This is a genomic window from Maricaulis sp. (genome assembly GCF_048270095.1).
Lineage (GTDB): Bacteria > Pseudomonadota > Alphaproteobacteria > Caulobacterales > Maricaulaceae > Maricaulis.
The window spans coordinates 1-22,064 of record NZ_JBLWTL010000006.1; the positions used below are offsets into that span (position 1 = coordinate 1).

A 22,064-nucleotide genomic window follows, 5' to 3' on the forward strand; every position below is an offset into this window, starting at 1 on the left:
GCGCTCCCGGCGGAGGGCTCCGGCCTTGTTCGCCTGCGCTCCGGCGATCTGACCACGGTTGCGGCACTCGGACCGCTCAATCCGCTGGAATATGCCGATCTACGCCCGACCGGTGACCGGCTTGACGCCGTGCTCGATGCCAGTGGTGGTGGGTTGTTCGCCCTGGGCGAAGGCGCTGATGCCCGTTTGCCCGATCTGCGCCGCACACGGCTGGGTGCCGACCAGTCGGGGCGCGGCTGGCTCGGGCTGCAGCGCAATGAACGCTATATCGTGCGCGCCTCACAGGCTCGCCCCGTCCTGCCCGCACTGATCATCGCCCTGCTGATCGCCGCCTTCATGGGGCTGGGTTGGTGGCGTGAAGGTAAATAGGCCGAGCTGCGACGCCGCTCGATTAGTGCCGCTACGGAATAATTCAACATCTGACGCCCCCGTTTTTGCCGCCGCTCGCGAGTCCTATCTGTCGTTGCAACACAGACAGATGGAGATCGATCATGATCGAGAAACGCGCATTCGACAGTCTCGGCCGGTTCAGGAATGACTGGCTCAATGCCCGTCATCATTTCAGTTTCGGTGGCTATCACGACCCACAGCGAATGGGTTGGGGGGCCTTGCGGGTGTGGAATGATGACGAAATTGCCGCCGATGGCGGCTTCGCGCCGCATCCCCACGAGAACATGGAAATCATCACCTATGTCCGCGAGGGCGCGATCAGCCATCGCGACAATCTGGGCAATGCCGGCCGCACCATGGCGGGCGATGTCCAGGTCATGTCGGCCGGTTCCGGCATTCGCCACTCCGAATTCAACCAGGAAGCCGAAACCACATCGCTCTTCCAGATCTGGATCCTGCCGCGCGAAACCGGCGGCGAGCCCCGCTGGGAGACAGCGCGCTTTCCAACCGGTGAGCGCACCGGCCAGCTGGTCGTGCTGGCTTCGGGAGATCCGGAGCGCGATGGCGGCTTGATGATCCGCCAGGATGCCAGGGTATTCGGTGCCACGCTGGAGGCGGGTCAGTCGGTTAGCCACCGCCTGCAGCCGGGCCATCGGGCCTATCTGACGCTGGCCATTGGTAGTGGCAGCGTCAACGGGGTCGCACTCGACGCCCGCGATGGTGCAGCGATCCGCGATGAGGCGGTCGTCACGATCGAAGCGGCCAGTGCGCTCGAACTGGTGATGGTGGAAGTGCCGGAATAGTCCGGGGCATTCACCCTAATGCAAGGCTTGTGGGCGAAGGGTGGCAGGCTGTTAGCTGGAGACTGCCATGAGATACCTTCGCCCCATCCTGCTCCTCGCCCTGATCGCGCCCAGCCTGTCGGGTTGCCTGGTGATCGGCGCAACGGCCCTGGTCGCCGATGTCGCGATCGGAACGGCTGGCACAGCCGTCAAGACTGTCGGCGCTGTTGGCGGCGCTGCCGTCGATCTGGTCCTGCCCGACTCCGACAATGGTGACGACGATAACCGCTAGGCCCGGGCGTGTCTGGGCGGATTTCAGCCGCCCTCGACGCCACGCCCCTAACAATCGGGCCCGCCAGCTGTTATATTGATTGCGAGGGGCACTGACCTGTTTTCATGGAGGCCTACATGTTGCGGCAAATGACGAAGACATTTTCCCTGGCGGCAGCGGCGACCCTGTCGTTGAGTGCCGGAGCGGCGCTCGCGGACGAGCCCGTTTCAATTGCACCGATCCAGATCGGCGACGCCCTGGCGGCCAGGGCCGATGAAATTGGTGAGCGGGAGTTTGATCGCCTGAAGGAAATCCTGCAGAGCGATCTGGAGCGGGAGCTGGCCGGGCATCTCGGCGAGAATGGGTCCGTTCTACACGTCACAATTATCGATGCTGATCCAAACCGGCCGACCATGGCAGCCATGACCGCGAGGCCAGGACTGAGCATGGAGAGTTTCAGCCTTGGCGGGGCCAGCCTCGCAGCCGAACTGGTCTCATCATCCGGAGCCACGCTGCAGACCTATAGCTATGCCTGGCATTCGCACACCATCTCCAACGCGGCCTATGCCAGCACATGGAGTGATGCGCGCCGCACATTTGATCGTTTTGCCGCTGAGGTCGGCGCCAGTATCGATACCGGGATTTCGGACGGATCCTGACCGTCCCAACAGGTCCGGAACTTGCATCATGAGAGGCGCGCCGGCGATGGCGCGCCTTTTCTTTGGTGGACTCAAGCGCTTCGGGGCGCGATGATCCAGCCAAAGCCGGTCTGGGGGGAAGCGGCATGTTAGTGACGAATATTATTTCTTTGATGGCATTGGCCCTGGTGTCAGACGCCGCCGATGCGCCATCACGTCAGACGATGACGCGGGAGATCGTGCGTTCCTGCGTCGCCCAGGTCGGCACACAATTGCAGGATCCGGTGCCATCCTGCGCCTGTACCGCCGGCTGGCTATCAGCCCAGCTGGACTATCGCGATTTCTATGTCGTCGGTCGCATCTATCGCTTCGCCAGTGACCCGGCGGGGATGGAAACCGAAGTGGCACGCCTGGTCCGCGATGGCGGTTATGCGGCTGCCGACATTTTGCGGGTCGCGCGCTTCCTGCAGGATTCAGAGGCTGAGATGAGTGCCGCCTGCGGCTTCCTCGAACGCCAATAGCCCCCTCAGGGCGCGCCAATCCATTTATGTGTCTGCAGACTGAGCGTCCATTGCGGATGCGTGATGCAATACTCGAACGCCGCCTGGGCATTCTCCATCATCGCATCGCCATCCATCGGCTGTAGCGAAAACCGCTTGAAGTCCCAACCCAGATAATCGGCCGGATCGAGGCCGGGCTGGGGGAAGACCAGTTTCAACTCATGCCCGCTGCGTTGCACCACCGGTGCCTTGCCCTTGGGGCTGACCGTGATCCAGTCAATCCCGTCGGGCGCGGCAAGCGTGCCATTGGTCTCCACCGCGATATCAAAGCCGGCAGCGTGGAGCGCATCAATCAGACGCGCATCGAGCTGCAGCAGGGGTTCACCGCCCGTACAGACGACCAGGGGCCTGCCGCCGCCCGGCCACAGAGCCGATACCGCGACCACCAGATCATCCGGCGTCTCGAAACGGCCGCCGCCCGGGCCGTCCATGCCGATGAAGTCCGTGTCGCAAAAATTACAGACGGCACTGGCTCGATCCTGCTCGCGACCGCTCCAGAGATTGCAGCCGGCAAAGCGCAGGAAAACCGCCGGACGGCCCGTCTGACCGCCCTCGCCCTGCACCGTCATGAAAATCTCTTTGACCGAATACTTCATGCCGCGCCCTCGCCATGCCATTGCTGCCAACCGGCAGCGCGCAATTCGCAAGCCGGGCATGCGCCGCAGCCATAGCCCCAGGCGTGGAGATCGCTGCGATCACCGCGATAGCAGGTATGGGTGCGGGTGCGGATAATCTCCACAAGCGTGTCACCACCCAATTGGTGCGCCAGGCCCCAGCTCTGGGCCTTGTCGAGCCACATCAACGGCGTTTCGATGGCGATATCCGTCGCGAGCCCGAGGCTCAGCGTCGCCTGCATCGCGTCAATCGTGGTCCGGCGGCAATCGGGATAGCCTGAGAAATCCGTTTCGCACATGCCGCCCACCATCACGCCATGGCCGCGCCGGTAGGCGAGCGCCGAGGCGACGGTCAGGAAAACCAGATTGCGCCCGGGGACGAAGGTGCTCGGCAGACCGTCAGCTTCCATCTTGATGGCCCGGTCGGCCGTCAGGGCGCTCTCGGCAATGGCGCCATAGCCAGATAGGTCGACGACATGATCCTCGCCGAGCCGTCCGGCCCAGCCGGGGAAAGCATCAACCATGGCCGTACGCACATCGAGCCGCGCCTGCATCTCGACATGATGGCGCTGGCCATAGTCAAAACCGACCGTCTCAACGCGATCAAAGCGGGACAATGCCCAGGCGAGACAGGTTGCGGAATCCTGGCCACCGGAGAAAAGTAGCAGGGCAGAGTTCGATGTCGGTCTGGTATCCATGGCCGTTCTATAATCGCGTGAGCAAGGGATGGCCATGAGCAAGTATCGCTGGATCTACACGACCTGGCCCGATGCCGGTCTCGCCGGGGCCGCCGGGCGCACCCTGGTGCAAGAGGGATTGTGCGCCTGCGTCAATATCCTGCCGGGGATGACCAGCGTCTATCGCTGGCAGGGCGCGGTCGAGACAGCGAATGAAGCCGTCATGATCCTCAAGACCAGCTCCGAGAAGGCACCGGCAGTGATCGACCGCCTGGTGGCGCTCCATCCCTATGACGAGCCTTGTGCGGTGGGACTGGATATTGATGCGGCGGCATCTGCACCGGGATTTCTAACCTGGATGGGCGCAGCGCTCAGCGCCGGCGCCTGAGCCGCGTCTCAGTTTTCAGGATCGTGGTCGATCACGGCCTCATGGGCCGATTCGTCAAAGCCGCGGCGGCGCCCAATGATCAGAACAGCCGAGAGAACCGCGCCCAGAATGATCGAGAACACGACCCCCAGACCCAGCGCGAACCAGCCATGGCTGCTCATGTGGATGGCGGGCAGATCACCCCAGCCCAGGACCAGGAATGCGGCGAGCGCGAGGATGACGACGACAACGACGGCGATCAGCGATTTATTCGAGGATTTAGCAGGCATGGGACAGATCCTTTTATGCGCCGCCAGTCTACGCCCATCATCTCTAAAGTCATCCCGATCCGGGCGACCGCGCGGAAATGCCACGGCCCCGCCGCTATCCGGGTTGACCGGTCCGCATCATTGTGGAGTTTTTGATTTTGAGGTTACCGGGCGCGCCCCGCCCGGTTGAAAAATATGGTAGCGGGAGGGAGACTTGAACTCCCGACCTCAAGATTATGAGTCCTGCGCTCTAACCAGCTGAGCTACCCCGCCACACCCTCTGCAAGCAGAGAGGCACGCCGTATACGCGGACCGCCCGCAGCTGACAAGCCACGGGCGGTCCCTGATTTCAGTTGTCTGCAGATCAGGCCGAACGCACCTCGGTGAGGAATTGCTCGACGGAGGTTTTCAGGCTGCCAGACTGGCGCGAAACGGCCAGTGATGCCTCGAGTACCTCGCCGGCGCTTTCACCGGTCTCCGAGGTCGCCCGATCAACTTCCTGGATGTTGGCGAACACATCACGCGTGCCGTCAGCCGCTTCCTGGGCCGAGCGGGTAATCTCGCCGGCTGCCGCGCGCTGCTCTTCCATCGCTGCGGCAATCGCCGTCGCGATTTCACTCATCTCGTGAATCGTGCCGCCGATCGAGGACATCGCCTCGACGGCCTTGGAGGTCGCGCTCTGAATGCCCGAAATATGTTCGGAGATATTCTGGGTCGCCGCTCCGGTCTGGCTGGCCAGCGCCTTCACTTCGGAGGCCACCACCGCAAAGCCCTTGCCGGCCTCACCGGCGCGAGCCGCCTCGATGGTAGCGTTGAGCGCGAGAAGATTGGTCTGTTCGGCGATGTCATTGATCAGACCGACAATGTCATCAATGCTCTTGGCGGCATCATCGAGACGCTGGACATCACCATTGGTGCGCTCGACCTGGTCGACAGCGCTGCCGGCAATCTGGGTAGAGCGGGCGATCTGCTGGCTGATCTCGCCAATGGAAGACACCATTTCCTCGGCTGCTGCGGCCACAGTCTGCACGTTCTGCGATGCGCCTTCGGAAGCATGCGCCACGGCGGCGGACTTGCCGGTCGTGGCGGCCGCGGTCGAACTCATGGTGCGGGCGGCTGATTCCATCTGGTTGGCGGCCGCACTGACCTGACCGATCGCGTCGGCGGAGGCTTCCTCGAAGGCCTGGATCAGGCTCTCCACCGCCGCAGCGCGCTTTTCCTTCATCCGGCGTTCGGCCAGGGTTTCGGCCTCCAGCCGGGTGCGTTCGATCGCATTCTGGCGGAAAACATCAACCGAGCGCGCCATATCACCGATCTCGTCATTGCCCGGGGTGAAGCCCAGATTGACGTCGCTATTGCCCTCGGCCAGGGCGCGCATGGTGCGGGCCATGGCGCTGATGCGCTTGAGCAGGGTCATGTGAACGTAGAACCAGCCAATGCCGGCTGCGATACCCAGGCCAATGGCGGCAATCGCGATCAGCACGACGCGACCGGTCACCACCGCAGAATTGGCGGCCTGAGTCGCAGTGTCGACCCGCTGGGCGACCTGTTGTTTGAAGGCACTGACGTGAGCAACGAGCGCTGATGCGGCCGTGCGGGCCTCGGCCGCAAAGACCTCGGCCTGCGCGATCGCGGCCAGCTCGGCCTTGCGCAATTCGAAGACGCCGGTCGCACCGTCACCATAGCCGATCAGAATGTCGGCCTGGTCGCGGACCAGCGGAGAAGCCGGGCGCTCAAGCAGGGCCAGATTGATATCAAGTTCGCCGGCCGCTTCGTCATACCGGTCATAGATGGCATCAATCTCGGCGTCGGACGCAGCGATATCGAGTTCATTATACTGGATCAGGAGCTGGTTGGCGGCGAGCAGGGCACGAAGCAGGCTTTCAATATCGCCCTCTTCGCTATTGTCGAGCGCGGTTTCGATGCTGCTGGCCAGACTGACCCGGCCTTGCCGCGCCAGATTTGTCGTGTCGCGGCGTTGATTGCGAACCGTGAGGCGCCGGTCGACGGACGTATTCATCCCCTCGACCATGCCGGACAATTCAGCGACCGCATCATTCAGGATCGTGAGCTCACCGCCATCGGAGAGGGTGCGCAGCGCGACCAGCTGTGGCGACAGCTCATCACGTAGTTCGACGGCGCGCTCGAAATTTTCGTGCCTGGCTTCCGATGTCGACGACAGAGCGAGTTCCTGCAAGACCGAGCTCAAGCCCTGGCTGGCTTCACTGAGGGCATCGACGGCGAGCGTCTCGGGAATCGCGCGACTGGTAATCTGGCTGACTGCCTGATTGGTGGAATTGAAGCCCGTGACACCCACCACCGCAGCCACGAGCGTCATCACAGATGACAGAGCGAAGGCGGCCAAGAGACGAAACTTGACGCTGGAGGTTTTCTCTCCGAGTCCGGCGAGTAGGGAGTTCATGAGCTTGGCACCTTATGGTTAATGGCCTCGGGCATAAAATTACAGGCGACGCTAACGCGCCGCCCGTAAATGAAACCTTATTTTCTGGCCGATCGCAGGAATCTTTTGTCCGCTAACCGGGCCTCCCGGGGCATTACCCGCCCAGGCTGAAATCAAATCGCTGCGTCAGGCCCTCGGTCGAGGCCTCGGCCGGGGCATAGCTCCAGCCTTCAATCGCGCTCAGGACGGCGCGATCAAACACACCTTCCGGCTGTGCCTCGACGACGGTCGGATTTTCGACAGTGCCGTCCGGCGAGACGGTATATTCGACAACGGCGTAGCCTTCGACGCCGCGACGTTCGGCCCCACGCGGATAGTCCGGAGCCTCAACGCTCGTGCGTTCGCGGTCTTGAGCGAGCGCGGGAGCGGCTGAAAAAGCCATGGCGGACATTGCGACCGCCAGGATCATTGTTCCCGTTTTATACATTGACTTACCCTTCATCCATTTTTGGCGTGCGCCGCCCGGAATTTTTCCCGTGTTCGACGCGGTGTTTTAACGTCCGGCTCAGCAATTGCCCGGCATGAGCAACAATGACGCATACCAGTTGCCAAACGCTTAAGTAGCGGACGAAAATTTGAGGCAGTGCTGGATTTTTTCTTGTTTCAATCGAAAACAAAATTCACTCTGAGCCAGACCTGAACGGTGCAGGTGTGCCCGGCTATGGTCCCGGCGCGACCGGGCCTATGATAACCATCGCGATTTCCTGACCGCTGAAGCGAGACAGTATGAAGACCAGCGACATCCGCCTGCCCGCCGCGAACGCGACCGATTTCTGTGCCGCCCTGCTGCGCGCAGCCGGAACAAGGTCCGATGATGCGCAGACCGTCGCCGGGCATCTGGTTGCCGCCAGTCTGGCGGGGCATGACAGCAACGGGATCGGCCTCCTGCCGACCTGGCTCGACCAGCTCGACCAGGGCGCCATCAATCTCGACAGCCGCGATCGGGACCTGACCGAGACCGCGATCATCCTGCGCACCGATGCCGATGGTGGCTGGGGCGCGCCGGCCGCGACACGTTTGATCGAACGGGCCGGCGCCAAGGCGCTTGAACACGGTCTGGCTGCTGCCACGCTGGGCCATGTCCATGATCTCGGCCGGATCGGTGCCTATGGCGAGCAGGCGGCCGCCGCCGGGCTGGCCACGCTCATCTTCGTCAATATCACCGGTCAGGCGCCGGTCATGGCTCCCTTTCATGGCTCTGATGCCCGGCTGGGCACGGACCCGATCTGCATCGCCTTTCCCGCCACAGATCATCGATCCAGCTTCGTGCTCGACATGGCGACCAGCCGCATCTCACTCGGACGCCTCAAGATCGCCGCCGCCCGCGGCCAGGACATTCCGCCCGGATCGCTGATCAATGAACACGGCATGCCAACGACCGATCCATCGGGGATGAGCGAACCGGTACGCCGGGGCGCCCTCACCCCGATGGGGCGTCACAAGGGCTATGGCCTCGCCTTGGCCTGCGAGCTGCTCGGCGGCGTGTTGTCCGGTGGCGGTACGATTCAGCCGGAGCATCCACGCGAGGGTGCGGTTCGCAACGGGATGTTCGCGATTCTCATCAATCCGGCCCTGTTCGGCGAGGCCGACTGGATGGAGCATGAGATCGAGGCCCTGGCGAAATACGCCCTCGCCTCGCCGCCGATGGACTGGGACAGTCCGGTCCTCTATCCCGGCGATCCGGAACGGGCGCTGCGCGGCAAGCGTTTGCGGGACGGAATTCCGGTCGCAGCCGAGCTGGTCGAAACACTCAATGCCGCTGCAGCGGCAAGGGGCTGCAAGGCGCGCCTCTAGCCGGGCACCTGAAACAGGTCCAGCACTTTACCATTGATCCGCATGGGACGGCGGGTGGCGCGGTTGATGCGGCACCATTCCGTCACCGCGCGGGCCGAAAAGCGCTTGGCGCCGGGCTTGCGGATATCGACATGCCGGTCAAAGCGCGGCCCGCGAACTTCGCCGAGCCAGGTTCGGATCTCGGCGTGCTCGCCCGGCAGGATCGGATCGCGATACTCGATCGTGTGCTTGAGCGCGATCCAGACCTCGGCCTCGATCATCTCCGGCGGCGCCGCGACATGCCAGTGGGTGACGGCGATATCCTGCACCCAGCGCAGATAGACGACATTATTGACATGGCCAAGCTCGTCGAAATCGTCGGCCCCGGGTGTGATCTGACGCACCAGCGCCGTCTCGAACGAGACACAGCCAAAGCCCTCGCCCGCCGGCGCATTCTCCGGTGGCGCGATGACGCCGAAACCTGCCGACCCGTTCGTCATTCAACCCACACCCTCTCGCAAGGCCCTATCCATACGCGCCCCACACCCCGGCTGGGAAGTGTATGGCCGGTATGCGCGCACCTATTTCTTCGGCGCCGAGATATGGATCGGGTGGCCCAGCGCTGTCAGCACGCTTTCGGCGAAGCCTTCGGTCAGGGTCGGGTGGACATGGATGGTGCCGGCAATGTCTTCCAGACGCGCGCCCATCTCGATCGCCAGGGCGAACTCGCCCGACAGCTCGGAGACATGGGTGCCAACGGCGTGGATGCCCAGGATGACGTGATCGCTCTCCCGTGCCGTGACACGCACGAAACCGCCATCCGCGCCGGCTTCCATCGAGAGATAGCGCCCCGAAGCGGCGAGCGGGAATTTGCCGGTGATGATCTCCTCACCCTTGGCCTTGGCTTCGTCAGGGGTCATGCCGACGCCGACGATTTCCGGCTCGGTGAAGCACACGGCGGCAATCGAGACCGGATCGAACACCCGGCGATGACCGGCGACGAGCTCGGCCACCATCTCGCCCTGGGCGGTAGCCTTGTGGGCCAGCAGCGGCTCACCGATGACATCGCCGATCGCCCAGACACCGCGCATGCCGGTACGGCATTGATCATCGACCTTGATGAAGCGGCCATCGACCAGTTCCAGCCCCATCGTCTCGACACCCCAGCCGTCGAGGCAAGCCTTGCGGCCGACAGCGACGAGGATCTTGTCGGCTTCGATGCGCTGGGCCGCGCCCTTGGTATCTTCGTATTCGAGGAAGGTCTTGCCCGCCTCTTCCACCACGCCCTTGGCCTTGCAGGACAGGTTGACGTCGACCTTGTGCTTCTTCAGCCACATCGTGATCGGGCGGGTGATTTCCTTGTCATAGATCGGCAGGATGGCCGGTGCCGCCTCGATGAAGGTCACCTCGGAGCCCAGCTTGCGCATCGCAATGCCCAGTTCCAGCCCGATATAACCAGCCCCGACGACAACGAGTTTTTCCGGCAGCTCGGTCAGATCAAGCGCCTGGGTTGAACCGATCACTGTGTCGCCAAACGGCAGGAAGGGCAGTTCGACCTCGACCGAACCGGTGGCGATGACGACATTCTCGGCCGTGATCTCGATCTGCTCGCCGTCGCTGCAATCAACGACACAGGTCTTGGCGCCGCTGAATTTGGCCCAACCGGAAATATGCTCGGCACCGGCCGCCTTGAGCAGGGTCGCGACGCCGCCGGTCAGCTTGGTGACAATGCCGTCCTTCCAGCCTTTCAACTTGCCCATATCCAGCGTCGGGGCGGAAGCGAGGGATATGCCCAGCGCATCGCCGCCGGCATGTTCGCCCATATCCTCGAACTTGCTCGCCGCATGGATAATCGCCTTGGAGGGGATACAGCCGCGATTGAGGCAAGTGCCGCCGAGCCCGTCCTTGTCGACGATCACGACATCAAGACCGAGCTGGCCGGCACGGATCGCGGCGGGATATCCGCCGGGGCCGCCGCCGACAATGAGAAGCTGGCAATTGCGTTGTTTCATCTCGAAGGCTCCATCGGTGCGGCACAGATCATGAGGCGGGATTTAGCTGCTCGGGCGTCAAAGGGAAAGGGGCGCGACTGAGGCCTCAGGCCTCGCGTCCCAGCGGGATGCGCTCCAGCAGCTTCACCCGCTCGCCCTTGATGCGGACAATCTGCACCGCACTGGCCAGACAGCGCATCGACAGGCCGGTCTCTTCAATCGCCGCCATGCGGGCCTGCGACGCCGCCACGTCCGTGCCGCGGCCTAGGGTGATGTGTGGCATTGCAGCCGGTCCGGCCTGCTGCTCCGGCGCCAGCGCTCCGGCATAGAGCTGGTCCTGCAGCGCACTGAGCGCCTCGCGGCCAATGGAGGGGACCAGCCAATCCATCACAGCACCGCTTTGGGCATCCGGCTGCGAAACCGCCCGGCTCAGGACAATTTCGAACGGCTCCTGCCCGGCCAGCCGGGCCTGGATCTCGCGAATGAACGCGCCCTGTTTCCAGCCGCCGACCGGTCGCACCAGGGTGAAGTGGGGCAGAAACTGGTCGGCGCGCGGCGCATCATGCTCGCGCCGCCAAAGCTGGATCTGCTCATAATCAGCCAGGCCGAATTCGGGGCAGACCAGGGCAAGCAGGGTTTCGGCAGGCATGGGATATCCTTGTGGCTGAGCATCACCCTATCCGATATCCGCCCGCACCAAAATCTCCACGCCGCGAGCGGCTGGAGGTTTGAGTGGGCCTCCCCGGATGGGAGGTGTGTGGGACGCCGGCGAATGCCGTTAAGCGCTATGGTTGGTGAGTGTGACATCCGGGACGTCCCACACGTGGAGATTTACTCGGACGCCTTGCGGCCCCCGCCTCGAAACCGGAGTGGAGTAACGGTCGAGCTTTATGCCGCCTTCCGCTCCGGTGGCCACGCCGGATTGCTGGGTGTCATGCCAGCGCTCGGACGAGCTCCACGCTTCCCTTCGCCGCCAGTGACTGAGCTCACGCCTCCCGTGCGATGGGAACAGCTGAAGTATGGGCGCAGCGGCAGAGGTGGGGATAAGTTTGATGATTCATCGTCATCCCGACGCAAGTCGGGACCTCGATATCATGGGCTCCGACCCTGTCACGTCGAGGTCCTGACTTTCGTCAGGATGACGTGGGATAGTTGTCGGGCGTGGGGGATAAGTCGCCAAATCGGCTACCGCCGGCGCCCGTCATCCTCACCAGCTCCGACTGCTTCGCAGCCACCTCTTCCATCAAGGAAGAGGAGGTGATGATACCCACCGCCTCGATTACCGCCCTCCTCTTCCTTGATGGAAGAGGTGCGCCGGACGCAGTCCGGGGCGGAGCTGGTGAGGGCCTCGCACTGCCGTATCCGGACCCGCTAGCCGGCGTCGGCGCTCACCGCTGCCGGCAGCACCAGCGCCCGCACCGTCTGCACCAGCACCACAATGCCGAAACCGCCAAAGATGATCATCGGCAGATCATGCGAGGCGAGGCCGAGATCATTGCGGCAGAACATCAGTGCGAACACGACAACGCCCCAGGCAGCGATGCCATTGCGCAACATGGAGCCGAGGCGGGAGAGGCGATTGGGCATGACAAGTCCTTCGTGATGCGCCCGGCGATCAAGCCCCAGTGCGGGGTGCGCGTCAAGCAGGGGGCTGCCGCGATACCCGTCGATCAGGCGGTCAGGCGGTCAGGACGTCTTGCGGGCGAGATAGATCAGCGGCGCCATCATGGCCGCGACGAAAGCCAGGAAGTAGATGATGACTGAGTAGGGAAACCAGCGCGGCCCGGCCCAAAACAGCAGCAAGCTGAGCCCTACAAGAAGCATCAAGCCCAAGCCGTAAGCCAAAATCACCAGGATTGCGGCTCGCTCCGCGCGAACCAGATCCGGCGGGATCTGACGTTCAGGTTCTGGCGGGATACTGATCGGCTTTTTGCTCATGCGGCTATACTAGCGCACCCGGAGATTGCGGGCATGGGGGATTTCACCTGGCCGGGTCCCGCTTGGAACCCGGCCAGGGACACACCCTACATAAACAGCGTCGCCGGATTCTCCAGGAAGCCCTTGACGCGCTGGATCAGCATGGCGGCGTCATAGCCGTCGACGATGCGGTGGTCGAAGCAGGATGAAAGATTCATCAGCTTGCGGGCGACAACCTGGCCCTTGGCATCAAAGCGCGGCAGCTCCTGCATCTTGTTGACGCCGATGATCGCGACTTCCGGTGCATTGAGGATGGGCGTGGTGACCAGACCGCCAATGGCACCGAGCGAGGTGATGGTGATGGTCGAGCCGGTCAGCTCATCCTTGGACGCCTTGCCGGCCTTGGCCGCAGCGGCGAGACGATTGAGCTCGGCAGCGATCTGCCAGATATCGAGCGCTTCGGCATGTTTGATCACCGGCACCATCAGGCCATTGGGCGTCGCCGCGGCGATACCGCAGTGAACGCCCTGGTATTTGGTCAGCAGCTTCGCCTCGCCATCGAAATGGGCATTGGCCTGCGGCGTGTCCGGCAGGGCCTTGGTCAGCGCCATGACGAGGAAGGGGATGAAGGTCAGCTTGGTCTGGTCGTCCGACTTCCTGGCATTGAGATGAGCGCGCAATTCTTCCAGCGCCGTGACGTCGATTTCCTCGACATAGGCGATCGAAGGGATAGTGCGCTGGGCGTGCGACATGTTTTCGGAAATGCGCCGGCGCAGGCCGATCAGCTTTTCCTCGGTGACGCCGGTGCGCGGCGCTCGCAGCGCCGAACCACCGCCGGAATGGGCGACGAGCCGCCCGCCCGAGGCGATGAAATCATCGAGATCATCATGGGTGATACGGCCGGCCGGACCGGTGCCGGGCACGGCAGCGAGTTCAATCTCCGCTTCCAGCGCACGCTTGCGCACGGCCGGGCTGGCCAGGGCGCGCTCACCAACCGGACGCGAGGCGACCGAAGGTGCCGGCGTCGGCTTGGCGGTTTCGACCACGGGAGCCGGTTTCGTCTCGTCGACCTCAACCTTCGGCGCAGCCTCTTCGGCCGGCACGGCACCATCGACGGCAATGAACATGATTTCGGTGCCGACCGCGATGATATCGCCCGGCGCGCCGACCAGTTTGGAAACCGTGCCATTGACGGCGCAGGGGATCTCGACGGTGGCCTTGTCGGTCATCACGTCGAGCACGTGCTGGTCCTCGGTGACGGTGTCGCCGACCTTCACATGCCATTCAACGATTTCGGCCTCGACAATACCTTCGCCGACATCGGGCATCTTGTAGCGGTATTCGCTCATGATCAGGCCTCCAGAAGTTCGCGCATCGCGTTGATGAAACGCTGCGGACCGGGGAAATAGGACCATTCATGCGCATGCGGATAGGGCGTATCCCAGCCGGTGACGCGCTTGATCGGGGCTTCGAGGGCAAAGAAACAGTCTTCCTGGATCTGGGCCGCCAGCTCGGCGCCAAAGCCCGACGTGCGCGGCGCCTCCTGGGCGACAATGCAGCGCCCGGTCTTGTTGACCGAGGCGGCGATGGTCTCGATGTCATAGGGGATCAGGGTGCGCAGATCGATGATTTCGGCATCAATGCCCGACTGCTCCGCCGCCGCCAGGGCGACGTGGACCAGCGTGCCGTAAGTCACGATCGTCATCGCCGAACCTTCACGCACCACATCAGCCTTGCCGATCGGCAGTGTGTAGTGATCCTCGGGAACTTCGCCCTTGGGATGCTTGCCCCAGGCTTCCAGCGCCTTGCCGGCACCACCATCGAAGGGGCCATTATACAGGCGTTTGGGCTCGAAGAAGACGACAGGGTCCGGGCTTTCGATCGCGGCGATCAGCAAGCCCTTGGCGTCATAGGGGTTGGACGGCATCACGACCTGAATGCCGGGAATATGCGTGAAGAAGGCTTCCGGGCTCATCGAATGGGTCTGGCCGCCGCGAATACCGCCACCGGACGGCGTGCGGATCACGACCGGGGCGGTGAATGTGCCGGCCGTGCGATAGCGCAGGCGCGACAATTCGGAGACGATCTGGTCGAAGCCGGGGAATATATAGTCCGAAAACTGGATCTCGGCGACGGGCTTGAGGCCATTGGCGGCCATGCCGATGGCCATGGCGACAATGGCCGCTTCATTGATCGGCGCATCGAAACAGCGGTCGAGACCGTATTTTTCCTGCAGTCCGGCGGTGACACGGAACACGCCGCCGAAATAACCGGCATCCTCACCGAAGGCGAGCACATTGGCGTCGCGCTCCATCATATTGTCCATCGCCGAATTGAGGGCCTGGATCATGTTCATCTTGCTCATGACCTATACCCCCAGATCGCGGCGTTGACGGCGCAGGCGCCAGTCGGGCTCGGCATAGACATCCTCGAACATGGTCTGGACAGGCGATAGCGGGCCGTCATGCAGTGTCCCGAAGGTCTCGGCTTCCTTGTAGGAGGCGATCACGAGCTGATCGAGTTCCTTCTCAAGCGCCGCGTGACGTTCCTCATCCCATTCACCCAGACCGATGAGATGGTTTTTCAGGCGCTCGACAGGATCGCCCAGCGGCCAGGCATCGGCCTCGCCCTTGGGCCGGTAGCCGGACGGATCATCAGAGGTGGAGTGTGCATCGGCGCGATAGGTATAGCTTTCGATCACCGTGGCACCATGTCCGGCACGGGCGCGCTCGGCGGCCCATTTGGTGGCGGCATAAACGGCGAGGAAGTCATTGCCGTCAATGCGCAGCGAGGCGAGGCCGTACCCAATGCCCTTGAGCGCGAAGGTTTCGCTGGCGCCTGCGGCAACACCCTGGAAGGTCGAGATCGCCCATTGATTATTGACGATATTGAGGATCACCGGCGCACGATAGGTCGAGGCCAGCACGAGCGCGCCATGGAAATCACCCTCGGCGGTCGAACCATCGCCGATCCAGCTCGCCGTGATGCGGTTTTCGCCCTTGTACTGGCACGACATGGCATAGCCGACCGCTTGCGGGAATTGCGTCGTGAGATTGCCGGAGATCGAGAAGAAATTGCCCTCGGCCCAGGTGTAATGCACCGGCAATTGGCGGCCCTTGAGATTGTCGCGGCTATTGGAGATGCAGTGACACATCATGTCGACGATATCGCGGCCGCGCGCGAACAGAATGCCCTGCTGGCGATAGGAGGGGAAAACCATGTCGGTCTTCTCCAGCGCCATTGCGGCAGCCACGGCAACGGCCTCCTCGCCCATGGATTTCATGTAGAAGCTCATCTTGCCCTGGCGCTGCAGCTTCTGCATGCGCTCGTCATAGACGCGGGTCAGCACCATATGGCGCAGGCCCTCGCGCATGATCTCGGGCTCGAGCTTGGGGTCCCATTCGCCGACCGCCTGGTGGTTATGGTCGAGCACCCGAACCAGGCCGAGGGCCAGGTCGAGGGTTTCGCTGCCGGCGATCGAGACATCAGGGCGCCGCGCCGTACCGGCCAGAGGAATCTCGATATGGGAGAAATCAGGCGTATCGCCGGGGCGCACATGCGGCGCCGGGACATGAAATCGGGGATCAGTGTGTGCCATGAGCTCTCGCTGAAAACATCGGCAAAACCTGCCAGGGAATACATGCGCACGACCAAGCGTGTGCGAGGGCGTCTAACGCGGAAACGTCCACCTTGTCTACTACTGGAACAAGGTGCCATTTCCGGGTTTGTTTTCGCAGAAATGTAGACTAATTTCCTCCAAATATTGAATTTGAGGGAAAAATGCTCGCAAACCTTGATCTGATAGACGTCCGCATCCTCGAAGCTCTGCAGGAAGACGCAGGCCGTTCGGTTGCCGACATCGCCGAAATCGTGGGGCTGACCCCCTCCCCTTGCTGGCGCCGGATCCGGCGGCTGGAAACCGATGGTATCATCAAGCGGCGTTCGGTCGAGCTCGACCGCCGCGCCCTCGGCCTGATGTTTACAGCCTATCTGGAGGTAAAGATATCACCGGCGCGCAAGGCCAATTATGTCAAGTTCGAGAAGGCCGTCCAGAGCTTCCCCGAAGTGACCGAGGCCTGCATGATGACCGGCCCCTATGACTATCTGGTCAAGGTCGTGATGGCGGATATTGACGCCTATAACGAGTTCATTTCAGAGCGCATGATCCCGCTCGACATCGTCGGCGATTTCCGCACCTCTGTGCAGGTCCGCAATATCAAGGACTCCAAGGGCCTTCCCCTGGGACATATCCAGGGCTGAAACGGTTCGCCGCGCCTCTAGCGCAGCCGTTGCATGCCGGGACCAAAATCCCGGCTGGGCCGCGCCTCAAAGCCAAGTTCTGAATAGAAGCGCTCGCGCCCCTTGGCGCACATCAACATGACATGGGCAGCCGGAAAACCGGCGTCGATTCGCGCCAGCAGGCGCTGCATCATCCGCGTGCCCAGACCGCTGCCGCGAAGCTCAGGAGCGATGATGGCATCCTGGACATAGAGATAGAGCGGATCGCCGATGGCGCGAAGGAAGCCGACGATATGGTTGCGCGCATCATAGGCGGTGATCGCCAGCAGGGAGCCATCGAGCGCCGCTGCCGCCAGTTCCGGGGCCAACTCGCCCCAGCCACAGGCCGCCCGCATTGCAATGAAGTCAGCGACCGGCGGTGGACGGTCCTCAAACCTGATTCCGTCCACCGCCTGATTGCTGCAGTCCTGCAAGGCTAGAACCGCTCGATCGCCACTGCCGTGGCTTCGCCGCCACCGATGCAGAGCGAGGCGACGCCCTTGGACTTGCCGTGCTTTTCAAGCGCGGCGATCAGGGTGACGATGACACGGGCACCGGAGGCACCGATCGGGTGACCCAGCGCACAGGCGCCGCCATTGATATTGACCTTGTCATGGCTGAGGCCGAGTTCTTTCATCGCGATCATCGGGACGACGGCGAAAGCCTCGTTGATTTCCCACAGATCGACATCCTCGATGGTCCAGCCGGCGCGCTCGACCACCTTGCGCATGGCGGGCACCGGTGCGGTGGTAAAATAGGCCGGCTCATGGGCATGGGCTGCCGTGGCGACAATGCGCGCGAGCGGTTTGAGACCGCGGCGTTCGGCCTCCGATTTGCGCATCAGCACCAGGGCTGCCGCGCCGTCTGAAATGCCCGAGGCATTGGCGGCGGTGACAGTGCCATCCTTGCTGAAGGCCGGGCGCAGGGACGGGATCTTGTCCGGCATGGCGCGGCGCGGCAATTCATCCGTATCGACCACGACATCGCCCTTGCGGGTCGTCAACGTCACCGGTGTGATCTCGCGTTTGAAATCACCATCCTTGGTCGCACGCTGGGCACGGGCCAGGGTTTCCAGCGCATAGGCATCCTGCTGTTCGCGCGTGAACTGGTGTTCCTGGGCGATCATGTCGGCATAGACGCCCATCGGCTTTTTCTCATAGGCATCCTCGAGACCGTCCTGGGCCATATGGTCCTTGAGCACGTCATGGCCGTATTTGAAGCCGGCGCGGTGGGTCGGCATCATATGCGGCGCATTGCTCATCGATTCCATGCCGCCTGCGACGATGATATCCGCGTCGCCGGACATGATGGCCGAACGGCCCATGATCGCAGCCTGCATGCCTGAACCGCACATCTTGTTCAGCGTGGTCGCTTCAACGGATTTGGGCAGACCGCCCTTGATGCCCGCCTGGCGCGCCGGGGCCTGGCCCTGGCCGGCCTGGAGCACATTGCCCATCAGGATCTGATCGACATCTTCGCCGGCCACGCCGGCTTCTTGCATCGCGGCCTTGACCGCAATGGCACCGAGTTCATTGGCCGACAGCGTCGTCAGCTCGCCGAGCAGGCCACCCATCGGGGTGCGCGCCATACCGACAATGACGATTGGATCATCAACTGCACTCATCTGAAGTCTCCTCAGGGAAGGGATGGTGTGTAATTCTGGCGCGCATGATGAAAACATGCGGCACCGCGTCAAGTCTTTTCGCAGATGCAACATTGGCATTGCGGACGTCGCCAACCTGGCGGGACTGGCGGGAAGCCCTGTTCCTGCTCGCTGTTTTGTGTGTTTTTGCGGCGGTTCTCGGCACGAATGCCGGTCTCTTCACGTTTTCATGGACCACTGACTGGCCCCGCTTGATCGCCATAGCGCTGGTCGCCATCATCATTCCGGCGCTGGCCGAAGAGATGGTGTTCCGGGTTCTGCTCGCCGGACGAAGCGGTGTCTGGCGGGCGGGCATGGCGCTGACCCTGTTCGTCCTCTGGCACCCGGCCCAGCTCTGGCTTGACCTGCCGATGGCCCAGCCCGTCTTCGCCGACCCGGCTTTCCTCGCCATCGCCGCAGCGCTTGGCCTCGCCTGCACGATCAGCTATCGCCGCTCCGGCTCGGTCTGGCCGGCTGTGGCGATGCATTGGGCGGTGGTGGTGATGTGGAAAGGGTTTGCGGGGGGTTAGATGTCGGATAGTGCCCGGTATTTACACCGTCTGCCGTGCCGGCTGGCGCTGCACGAGAAGCCGTAGGCAGAACGCGGTCTCGGCCAGGACCGTCAGCCCGTACGCGGGAGCGAAAGCGGCCGACCATTCCGGCGCGAAGAAGCGCAGACCGCTGCCGGTGAGATAGACCAGACCGGCCACCGCCAGCCCCATGCCATAGAGCTTGCCAAACAGTCCTGAGCGCCAGACCAGCACGCCCATCATCACACTGTTGACGCCGAAGAAAACCAGCCCGAGATCATAGCCATGACCGTGCAGGTCAAGGAAAACCAGCGCCAGCGCGGCAGAATCGGCCAGAGCATCCGCTTCAGACAGAATCAGCCACGCCGCCTGCAGCGCCATGAGGTTGGCGGCAATCAGCACGGTCTGGATCAGCCGGAACACCATCGCCGCGAGTGCCAGGCCGGGCGCTGCCGCGCGGAAGATCAGATAGAGCAGGATCGCCAGTCCCGCATCGCTGAGCACCATGACCAGATCGGCGGCAATCGCCAGCCGGAACTGACCGGGTGCTGCGAGGATGGCCGCGGCGGTGCCATTGGCGTCAGCGAGATCGATCAGCGGCCCGCGAAGACCCAGCTCGGCGCCAAGACCGGCGATGATGATGATGAGATAGAACAGGCCGGCAAGACGCGCCATGCGCGCGAGATCGGAGGTCAGTGTGAGTTTGGCCACGTGAAAATTCCTTTCTTGAGCGCTTGTCAGGCAGTCCGTGCCGGCGGCGCAGCTGTGCGCACCGGGCCGGGGCGGTTGGCACGCTGGCCGGCCCAGACCGAAGCCAGCACGATGGCGGCGCCGATCCCCTGCAGCAGCGAGAGGGACTGGCCCAGGATAACCCAGCCGAGAATGACCGCCATGACCGGGCTCATCATGCCGAGCATGGACACCGCGCCTGGGTCAAGCCGGGCAATGCCGCGAAACCAGATCGCATAGGTCGCGGCGGCGCCGATCAGACCGAGCCAGGCGAGGCCGGCAAGACTGGGGAGTGTGAGCGGTGGCAGCGGTGGCTCCAGGATCAAGGCCAGCGGCAGCAGGATCAACCCCCCGGCCGTGAGTTGCCAGGCGGTGAAGCTGAGTGCCGGCACAGGCGGGTGCCATTTCCGGCTCAGCACCGTGCCTGCCGCCATGGACGCCGCGCCGCCCAGTCCTGCGGCGACGCCAATCAGATCGAACGCGGCGCCCGGGCGGATAAGCAGGAACGCGACACCGAGAATGCCGGTCGCCGCCGCAGCGACAGCGCCTGCGCGCACCGGTGTACCCAGCCAGCCGCGCGCCATGATGATGACCATCATGGCCTGCAACGTCCCCAGCGTCGCGGCGACACCGCCGGGCAAGCGGTAGGCGGCGACAAATAGAAGTACCCAGAAGAGTGCGAAATTGAACGCACCCAGCAGGAAAACCCGCCCGAGCCAGGCGCGCGGCGGCAGGCTGCGCGTCAGGGCGAGCAGCAACAGGCCCGCCGGCAGGGCGCGCAGCGCCGCGATGGTCACGGGATAGCCGGCGGGCATGAGTTCGGATGTGACGAGATAGCTGCTGCCCCAAACCGCAGGGGCGAGCGCTGTCAAAAGAATATCGGTGGTGCGTGACATGGGCCACATCTCCTGATCAGGGGTTCAGCCGATCGCGTGAATCAGCTGGGCCGCCAATTCCTCGCGTGATCCGTTGACAAGGCGCGTGCCTGTCTCGCGGACGATCAGGGCCGGGACAGAGTGGACGTGCAGCGTGCGGGCGCGCTGGCGGTCCGCCTCGACGGCGCGGGCGGTGGCCGGGTCGCTGAAGAACCGGGCAAACGCGTCGGCCTCGAATCCGCTTTCGCGCGCGAACTGAACCAGGGTTTCCGGGTCAGCGATATTGCGGGCCTCCGCGAGGTGCGCACGCTGGAGCCGGTCAAACATGTCCCAATGCGCGCCTTGCCCGCCAAGCCGTTCGGCGGCCTTGCAGGCCAGAGCGGCGGCCATCCCGTGGGGGTAGTCGAAGGGGGCCGCGCGCATCGCCTCGATATCGACGAGCTCCGGCCAGTCACTCGCCTGACGGCAGGCCGACCAGTGCCCGAGAATGGTTTCGCGGGCCTGATCCGGCGAACCCCAGCGGGCGGCCATCTCGGCAGGGCTTGCCTGCAGGACGAAGGTGCGGTGGCGGATATCGAGCGCAAACTCCGCCGCGAGGCTGCGCATCCGCGACGAGATGTTGAAACACCAGCAGCAGACGACGTCGTGGAAGAAATCAATGGTGAGGGACGCCATCACGCCGCATCCTCATTCAGACCGGCACCGGCCAGCCGCGCGGCAATCCGGGCAACATGGGCGCCCTGGAAGCGTGCGCCGGCGAGATCGAGCCGTGAGGGCGCGCGCGATCCGTCGGCACCGGCGATGGTCCCCGCGCCATAGGGCGCGCCGCCGATGATCCCGTCCGCGGTCGTCTGACCGGCGAAGGTGTAGGGCATGCCGGCAATCAACATGCCGAAATGCTGCAACGGGATCTGGGTGGACAGCAGCGTCGCCTCGTGCCCGCCATGCTGCGAGCCGGTGGATGCGAACACCGCCGCGACCTTGCCGACGAGCGCATTGCGCGCCCACAGCCCGCCAGCCTGGTCGAGGAAGGATTTCATCTGGCCAGCCATCATGCCGAACATGGTCGGCGTGCCAAAGATGATGCCGTCATAAGCTTCGAGGTCGGCCGGCGCCGCGACCAGCGCGTCGTCTACGATGAAGCCTGCCTTGCGCCGAACCGCCTCGGGGACGGTTTCGGGGACACGGCGCAGATCGACCTGGGTGCCGGGCACGCTGCGGGCACCATCGGCCTCAGCCTGGGCCAGCGTGCGAACATGGCCATAGCTGGAATAGTAGAGAACGAGAATCCGGGACATCG

Annotated in this window: 27 protein-coding genes, 1 tRNA gene and 1 pseudogene; 9 read left to right on the forward strand and 20 right to left on the reverse strand. The window is 63.4% G+C overall.

Translation table 11 applies throughout. The features are described from left to right. From ACN0YJ_RS05270 to ACN0YJ_RS05290, 5 genes and pseudogenes are all read left to right on the forward strand, one after another. Positions 1–369: pseudogene (locus ACN0YJ_RS05270) on the forward strand (hypothetical protein); the annotation flags it as partial. Between the two features lie 122 nt (positions 370–491). Continuing rightward, positions 492–1,193 (forward strand): pirin family protein, encoded by a 702-nt coding sequence (locus ACN0YJ_RS05275; protein WP_417477579.1) that lies wholly within the window; start codon positions 492–494, stop codon positions 1,191–1,193. 67 nt (positions 1,194–1,260) lie between these two features. Next, positions 1,261–1,464, forward strand: coding sequence for a hypothetical protein (locus ACN0YJ_RS05280; RefSeq protein WP_417477580.1), 204 nt, complete (start codon positions 1,261–1,263; stop codon positions 1,462–1,464). Positions 1,465–1,592: 128 nt separating this feature from the next. Next, positions 1,593–2,102 carry a hypothetical protein gene (locus ACN0YJ_RS05285; protein WP_417495551.1) on the forward strand — a complete coding sequence of 170 codons (510 nt, stop codon included), beginning with the start codon at positions 1,593–1,595 and terminating at the stop codon, positions 2,100–2,102. 125 nt (positions 2,103–2,227) lie between these two features. Then, entirely contained in the window at positions 2,228–2,602 is a 375-nt protein-coding gene (locus ACN0YJ_RS05290) for a hypothetical protein (protein ID WP_417477582.1), read from the forward strand. Between the two features lie 5 nt (positions 2,603–2,607). Here the strand turns inward: ACN0YJ_RS05290 and queE are convergent, their stop codons facing one another. Together queE and queC are read right to left on the reverse strand one after the other, a co-directional pair. Continuing rightward, positions 2,608–3,237, reverse strand: coding sequence for a 7-carboxy-7-deazaguanine synthase (gene queE, locus ACN0YJ_RS05295; protein WP_417495552.1), 630 nt, complete (start codon positions 3,235–3,237; stop codon positions 2,608–2,610). Beyond that, positions 3,234–3,953 carry a 7-cyano-7-deazaguanine synthase QueC gene (queC, locus tag ACN0YJ_RS05300; RefSeq protein ID WP_417495553.1) on the reverse strand — a complete coding sequence of 240 codons (720 nt, stop codon included), beginning with the start codon at positions 3,951–3,953 and terminating at the stop codon, positions 3,234–3,236. The genes queE and queC overlap by 4 nt, the downstream gene beginning before the upstream one ends. Before the next feature lie 34 nt (positions 3,954–3,987). Between queC and cutA the strand changes: the two genes are divergently transcribed. After that, the gene (gene cutA, locus ACN0YJ_RS05305) at positions 3,988–4,320 is read left to right on the forward strand and encodes a divalent-cation tolerance protein CutA (protein WP_417489685.1); all 333 of its coding nucleotides are present in this window, start codon (positions 3,988–3,990) and stop codon (positions 4,318–4,320) included. A gap of 8 nt (positions 4,321–4,328) precedes the next feature. Here cutA and ACN0YJ_RS05310 read toward each other — a convergent pair whose 3' ends face one another. The 4 genes from ACN0YJ_RS05310 to ACN0YJ_RS05325 form a co-directional block, all read right to left on the reverse strand. Continuing rightward, complete coding sequence (locus ACN0YJ_RS05310) at positions 4,329–4,589, reverse strand: hypothetical protein (RefSeq protein WP_417477586.1); 261 nt, start codon at positions 4,587–4,589, stop codon at positions 4,329–4,331. A 175-nt stretch (positions 4,590–4,764) separates the two neighbouring features. Further along, positions 4,765–4,841: transfer RNA gene (locus ACN0YJ_RS05315), tRNA-Met, on the reverse strand. 91 nt (positions 4,842–4,932) lie between these two features. Next, entirely contained in the window at positions 4,933–6,990 is a 2,058-nt protein-coding gene (locus tag ACN0YJ_RS05320; RefSeq protein ID WP_417477587.1) for a methyl-accepting chemotaxis protein, read from the reverse strand. A gap of 133 nt (positions 6,991–7,123) precedes the next feature. Continuing rightward, positions 7,124–7,456: an energy transducer TonB gene (locus tag ACN0YJ_RS05325; protein ID WP_417477588.1), complete on the reverse strand. Its 333-nt coding sequence runs from the start codon at positions 7,454–7,456 to the stop codon at positions 7,124–7,126. A 299-nt stretch (positions 7,457–7,755) separates the two neighbouring features. Here ACN0YJ_RS05325 and ACN0YJ_RS05330 point away from each other — a divergent pair, with 299 nt between their 5' ends. Then, positions 7,756–8,823, forward strand: coding sequence for an Ldh family oxidoreductase (locus tag ACN0YJ_RS05330; RefSeq protein WP_417495554.1), 1,068 nt, complete (start codon positions 7,756–7,758; stop codon positions 8,821–8,823). Here the strand turns inward: ACN0YJ_RS05330 and ACN0YJ_RS05335 are convergent. The 8 genes from ACN0YJ_RS05335 to ACN0YJ_RS05370 form a co-directional block, all read right to left on the reverse strand. Continuing rightward, positions 8,820–9,302 carry an acyl-CoA thioesterase gene (locus tag ACN0YJ_RS05335; RefSeq protein ID WP_417495555.1) on the reverse strand — a complete coding sequence of 161 codons (483 nt, stop codon included), beginning with the start codon at positions 9,300–9,302 and terminating at the stop codon, positions 8,820–8,822. The genes ACN0YJ_RS05330 and ACN0YJ_RS05335 overlap by 4 nt on opposite strands. Positions 9,303–9,383: 81 nt before the next feature. After that, positions 9,384–10,814, reverse strand: coding sequence for a dihydrolipoyl dehydrogenase (gene lpdA, locus ACN0YJ_RS05340; protein ID WP_417495556.1), 1,431 nt, complete (start codon positions 10,812–10,814; stop codon positions 9,384–9,386). A gap of 85 nt (positions 10,815–10,899) precedes the next feature. Then, the gene (locus tag ACN0YJ_RS05345) at positions 10,900–11,442 is read right to left on the reverse strand and encodes a 2'-5' RNA ligase family protein (RefSeq protein ID WP_417495557.1); all 543 of its coding nucleotides are present in this window, start codon (positions 11,440–11,442) and stop codon (positions 10,900–10,902) included. 722 nt (positions 11,443–12,164) lie between these two features. Further along, entirely contained in the window at positions 12,165–12,380 is a 216-nt protein-coding gene (locus tag ACN0YJ_RS05350; protein ID WP_417478693.1) for a hypothetical protein, read from the reverse strand. 99 nt (positions 12,381–12,479) lie between these two features. Then, positions 12,480–12,731: a hypothetical protein gene (locus tag ACN0YJ_RS05355; protein ID WP_417478694.1), complete on the reverse strand. Its 252-nt coding sequence runs from the start codon at positions 12,729–12,731 to the stop codon at positions 12,480–12,482. Positions 12,732–12,817: 86 nt separating this feature from the next. After that, positions 12,818–14,059, reverse strand: a complete 1,242-nt coding sequence (locus ACN0YJ_RS05360) for a dihydrolipoamide acetyltransferase family protein (RefSeq protein ID WP_417495558.1) — start codon at positions 14,057–14,059, stop codon at positions 12,818–12,820. A gap of 2 nt (positions 14,060–14,061) precedes the next feature. Next, a complete protein-coding gene (locus ACN0YJ_RS05365; RefSeq protein WP_417478696.1) occupies positions 14,062–15,075 on the reverse strand; it encodes an alpha-ketoacid dehydrogenase subunit beta in 1,014 nt (337 codons plus the stop codon). 3 nt (positions 15,076–15,078) lie between these two features. Next, entirely contained in the window at positions 15,079–16,308 is a 1,230-nt protein-coding gene (locus ACN0YJ_RS05370; RefSeq protein WP_417495559.1) for a 3-methyl-2-oxobutanoate dehydrogenase (2-methylpropanoyl-transferring) subunit alpha, read from the reverse strand. Positions 16,309–16,490: 182 nt separating this feature from the next. Here ACN0YJ_RS05370 and ACN0YJ_RS05375 point away from each other — a divergent pair, with 182 nt between their 5' ends. After that, positions 16,491–16,970 carry an Lrp/AsnC family transcriptional regulator gene (locus ACN0YJ_RS05375; protein ID WP_091766271.1) on the forward strand — a complete coding sequence of 160 codons (480 nt, stop codon included), beginning with the start codon at positions 16,491–16,493 and terminating at the stop codon, positions 16,968–16,970. 17 nt (positions 16,971–16,987) lie between these two features. Here ACN0YJ_RS05375 and ACN0YJ_RS05380 read toward each other — a convergent pair whose 3' ends face one another. Both ACN0YJ_RS05380 and ACN0YJ_RS05385 read right to left on the reverse strand, forming a co-directional pair. Next, positions 16,988–17,398, reverse strand: coding sequence for a GNAT family N-acetyltransferase (locus ACN0YJ_RS05380; RefSeq protein ID WP_417478698.1), 411 nt, complete (start codon positions 17,396–17,398; stop codon positions 16,988–16,990). 26 nt (positions 17,399–17,424) lie between these two features. Beyond that, on the reverse strand, positions 17,425–18,612 hold the full coding sequence (locus ACN0YJ_RS05385; RefSeq protein ID WP_417478699.1) for a thiolase family protein: 1,188 nt from the start codon (positions 18,610–18,612) through the stop codon (positions 17,425–17,427). Between the two features lie 92 nt (positions 18,613–18,704). On the opposite strand from ACN0YJ_RS05385, the gene ACN0YJ_RS05390 reads away from it, so the two are divergent. Beyond that, positions 18,705–19,160 carry a type II CAAX prenyl endopeptidase Rce1 family protein gene (locus ACN0YJ_RS05390; protein ID WP_417495560.1) on the forward strand — a complete coding sequence of 152 codons (456 nt, stop codon included), beginning with the start codon at positions 18,705–18,707 and terminating at the stop codon, positions 19,158–19,160. Positions 19,161–19,181: 21 nt separating this feature from the next. Here the strand turns inward: ACN0YJ_RS05390 and ACN0YJ_RS05395 are convergent, their stop codons facing one another. The 4 genes from ACN0YJ_RS05395 to wrbA are packed head-to-tail and all read right to left on the reverse strand — an operon-like array spanning position 19,182 to position 22,062. After that, on the reverse strand, positions 19,182–19,871 hold the full coding sequence (locus ACN0YJ_RS05395) for a DUF4386 domain-containing protein (protein ID WP_417495561.1): 690 nt from the start codon (positions 19,869–19,871) through the stop codon (positions 19,182–19,184). Positions 19,872–19,897: 26 nt separating this feature from the next. After that, positions 19,898–20,785, reverse strand: a complete 888-nt coding sequence (locus ACN0YJ_RS05400) for an EamA family transporter (RefSeq protein ID WP_417495562.1) — start codon at positions 20,783–20,785, stop codon at positions 19,898–19,900. Positions 20,786–20,809: 24 nt separating this feature from the next. Beyond that, positions 20,810–21,439, reverse strand: coding sequence for a DsbA family oxidoreductase (locus tag ACN0YJ_RS05405; RefSeq protein ID WP_417478702.1), 630 nt, complete (start codon positions 21,437–21,439; stop codon positions 20,810–20,812). Further along, on the reverse strand, positions 21,439–22,062 hold the full coding sequence (wrbA, locus tag ACN0YJ_RS05410; protein WP_417478703.1) for an NAD(P)H:quinone oxidoreductase: 624 nt from the start codon (positions 22,060–22,062) through the stop codon (positions 21,439–21,441). Before wrbA ends, ACN0YJ_RS05405 begins: the two co-directional genes overlap by 1 nt. Positions 22,063–22,064 lie beyond the last annotated feature (2 nt).

Coding starts and splice junctions, on each gene's coding strand:
- queE (WP_417495552.1), bottom strand. CDS start 3,237: ATGAAGTATTCGGTCAAAGAGATTTTCATGACGGTGCAGGGCGAGGGC.
- ACN0YJ_RS05345 (WP_417495557.1), bottom strand. CDS start 11,442: ATGCCTGCCGAAACCCTGCTTGCCCTGGTCTGCCCCGAATTCGGCCTG.
- lpdA (WP_417495556.1), bottom strand. CDS start 10,814: ATGAAACAACGCAATTGCCAGCTTCTCATTGTCGGCGGCGGCCCCGGC.
- ACN0YJ_RS05360 (WP_417495558.1), bottom strand. CDS start 14,059: ATGAGCGAATACCGCTACAAGATGCCCGATGTCGGCGAAGGTATTGTC.
- ACN0YJ_RS05400 (WP_417495562.1), bottom strand. CDS start 20,785: ATGTCACGCACCACCGATATTCTTTTGACAGCGCTCGCCCCTGCGGTT.
- ACN0YJ_RS05275 (WP_417477579.1), top strand. CDS start 492: ATGATCGAGAAACGCGCATTCGACAGTCTCGGCCGGTTCAGGAATGAC.
- ACN0YJ_RS05285 (WP_417495551.1), top strand. CDS start 1,593: ATGACGAAGACATTTTCCCTGGCGGCAGCGGCGACCCTGTCGTTGAGT.
- ACN0YJ_RS05405 (WP_417478702.1), bottom strand. CDS start 21,439: ATGGCGTCCCTCACCATTGATTTCTTCCACGACGTCGTCTGCTGCTGG.
- ACN0YJ_RS05370 (WP_417495559.1), bottom strand. CDS start 16,308: ATGGCACACACTGATCCCCGATTTCATGTCCCGGCGCCGCATGTGCGC.
- ACN0YJ_RS05335 (WP_417495555.1), bottom strand. CDS start 9,302: ATGACGAACGGGTCGGCAGGTTTCGGCGTCATCGCGCCACCGGAGAAT.
- ACN0YJ_RS05280 (WP_417477580.1), top strand. CDS start 1,261: ATGAGATACCTTCGCCCCATCCTGCTCCTCGCCCTGATCGCGCCCAGC.
- ACN0YJ_RS05325 (WP_417477588.1), bottom strand. CDS start 7,456: ATGTATAAAACGGGAACAATGATCCTGGCGGTCGCAATGTCCGCCATG.
- ACN0YJ_RS05355 (WP_417478694.1), bottom strand. CDS start 12,731: ATGAGCAAAAAGCCGATCAGTATCCCGCCAGAACCTGAACGTCAGATC.
- wrbA (WP_417478703.1), bottom strand. CDS start 22,062: ATGTCCCGGATTCTCGTTCTCTACTATTCCAGCTATGGCCATGTTCGC.
- cutA (WP_417489685.1), top strand. CDS start 3,988: ATGAGCAAGTATCGCTGGATCTACACGACCTGGCCCGATGCCGGTCTC.
- ACN0YJ_RS05385 (WP_417478699.1), bottom strand. CDS start 18,612: ATGAGTGCAGTTGATGATCCAATCGTCATTGTCGGTATGGCGCGCACC.
- ACN0YJ_RS05290 (WP_417477582.1), top strand. CDS start 2,228: ATGTTAGTGACGAATATTATTTCTTTGATGGCATTGGCCCTGGTGTCA.
- ACN0YJ_RS05330 (WP_417495554.1), top strand. CDS start 7,756: ATGAAGACCAGCGACATCCGCCTGCCCGCCGCGAACGCGACCGATTTC.
- ACN0YJ_RS05350 (WP_417478693.1), bottom strand. CDS start 12,380: ATGCCCAATCGCCTCTCCCGCCTCGGCTCCATGTTGCGCAATGGCATC.
- ACN0YJ_RS05310 (WP_417477586.1), bottom strand. CDS start 4,589: ATGCCTGCTAAATCCTCGAATAAATCGCTGATCGCCGTCGTTGTCGTC.
- ACN0YJ_RS05365 (WP_417478696.1), bottom strand. CDS start 15,075: ATGAGCAAGATGAACATGATCCAGGCCCTCAATTCGGCGATGGACAAT.
- queC (WP_417495553.1), bottom strand. CDS start 3,953: ATGGATACCAGACCGACATCGAACTCTGCCCTGCTACTTTTCTCCGGT.
- ACN0YJ_RS05375 (WP_091766271.1), top strand. CDS start 16,491: ATGCTCGCAAACCTTGATCTGATAGACGTCCGCATCCTCGAAGCTCTG.
- ACN0YJ_RS05320 (WP_417477587.1), bottom strand. CDS start 6,990: ATGAACTCCCTACTCGCCGGACTCGGAGAGAAAACCTCCAGCGTCAAG.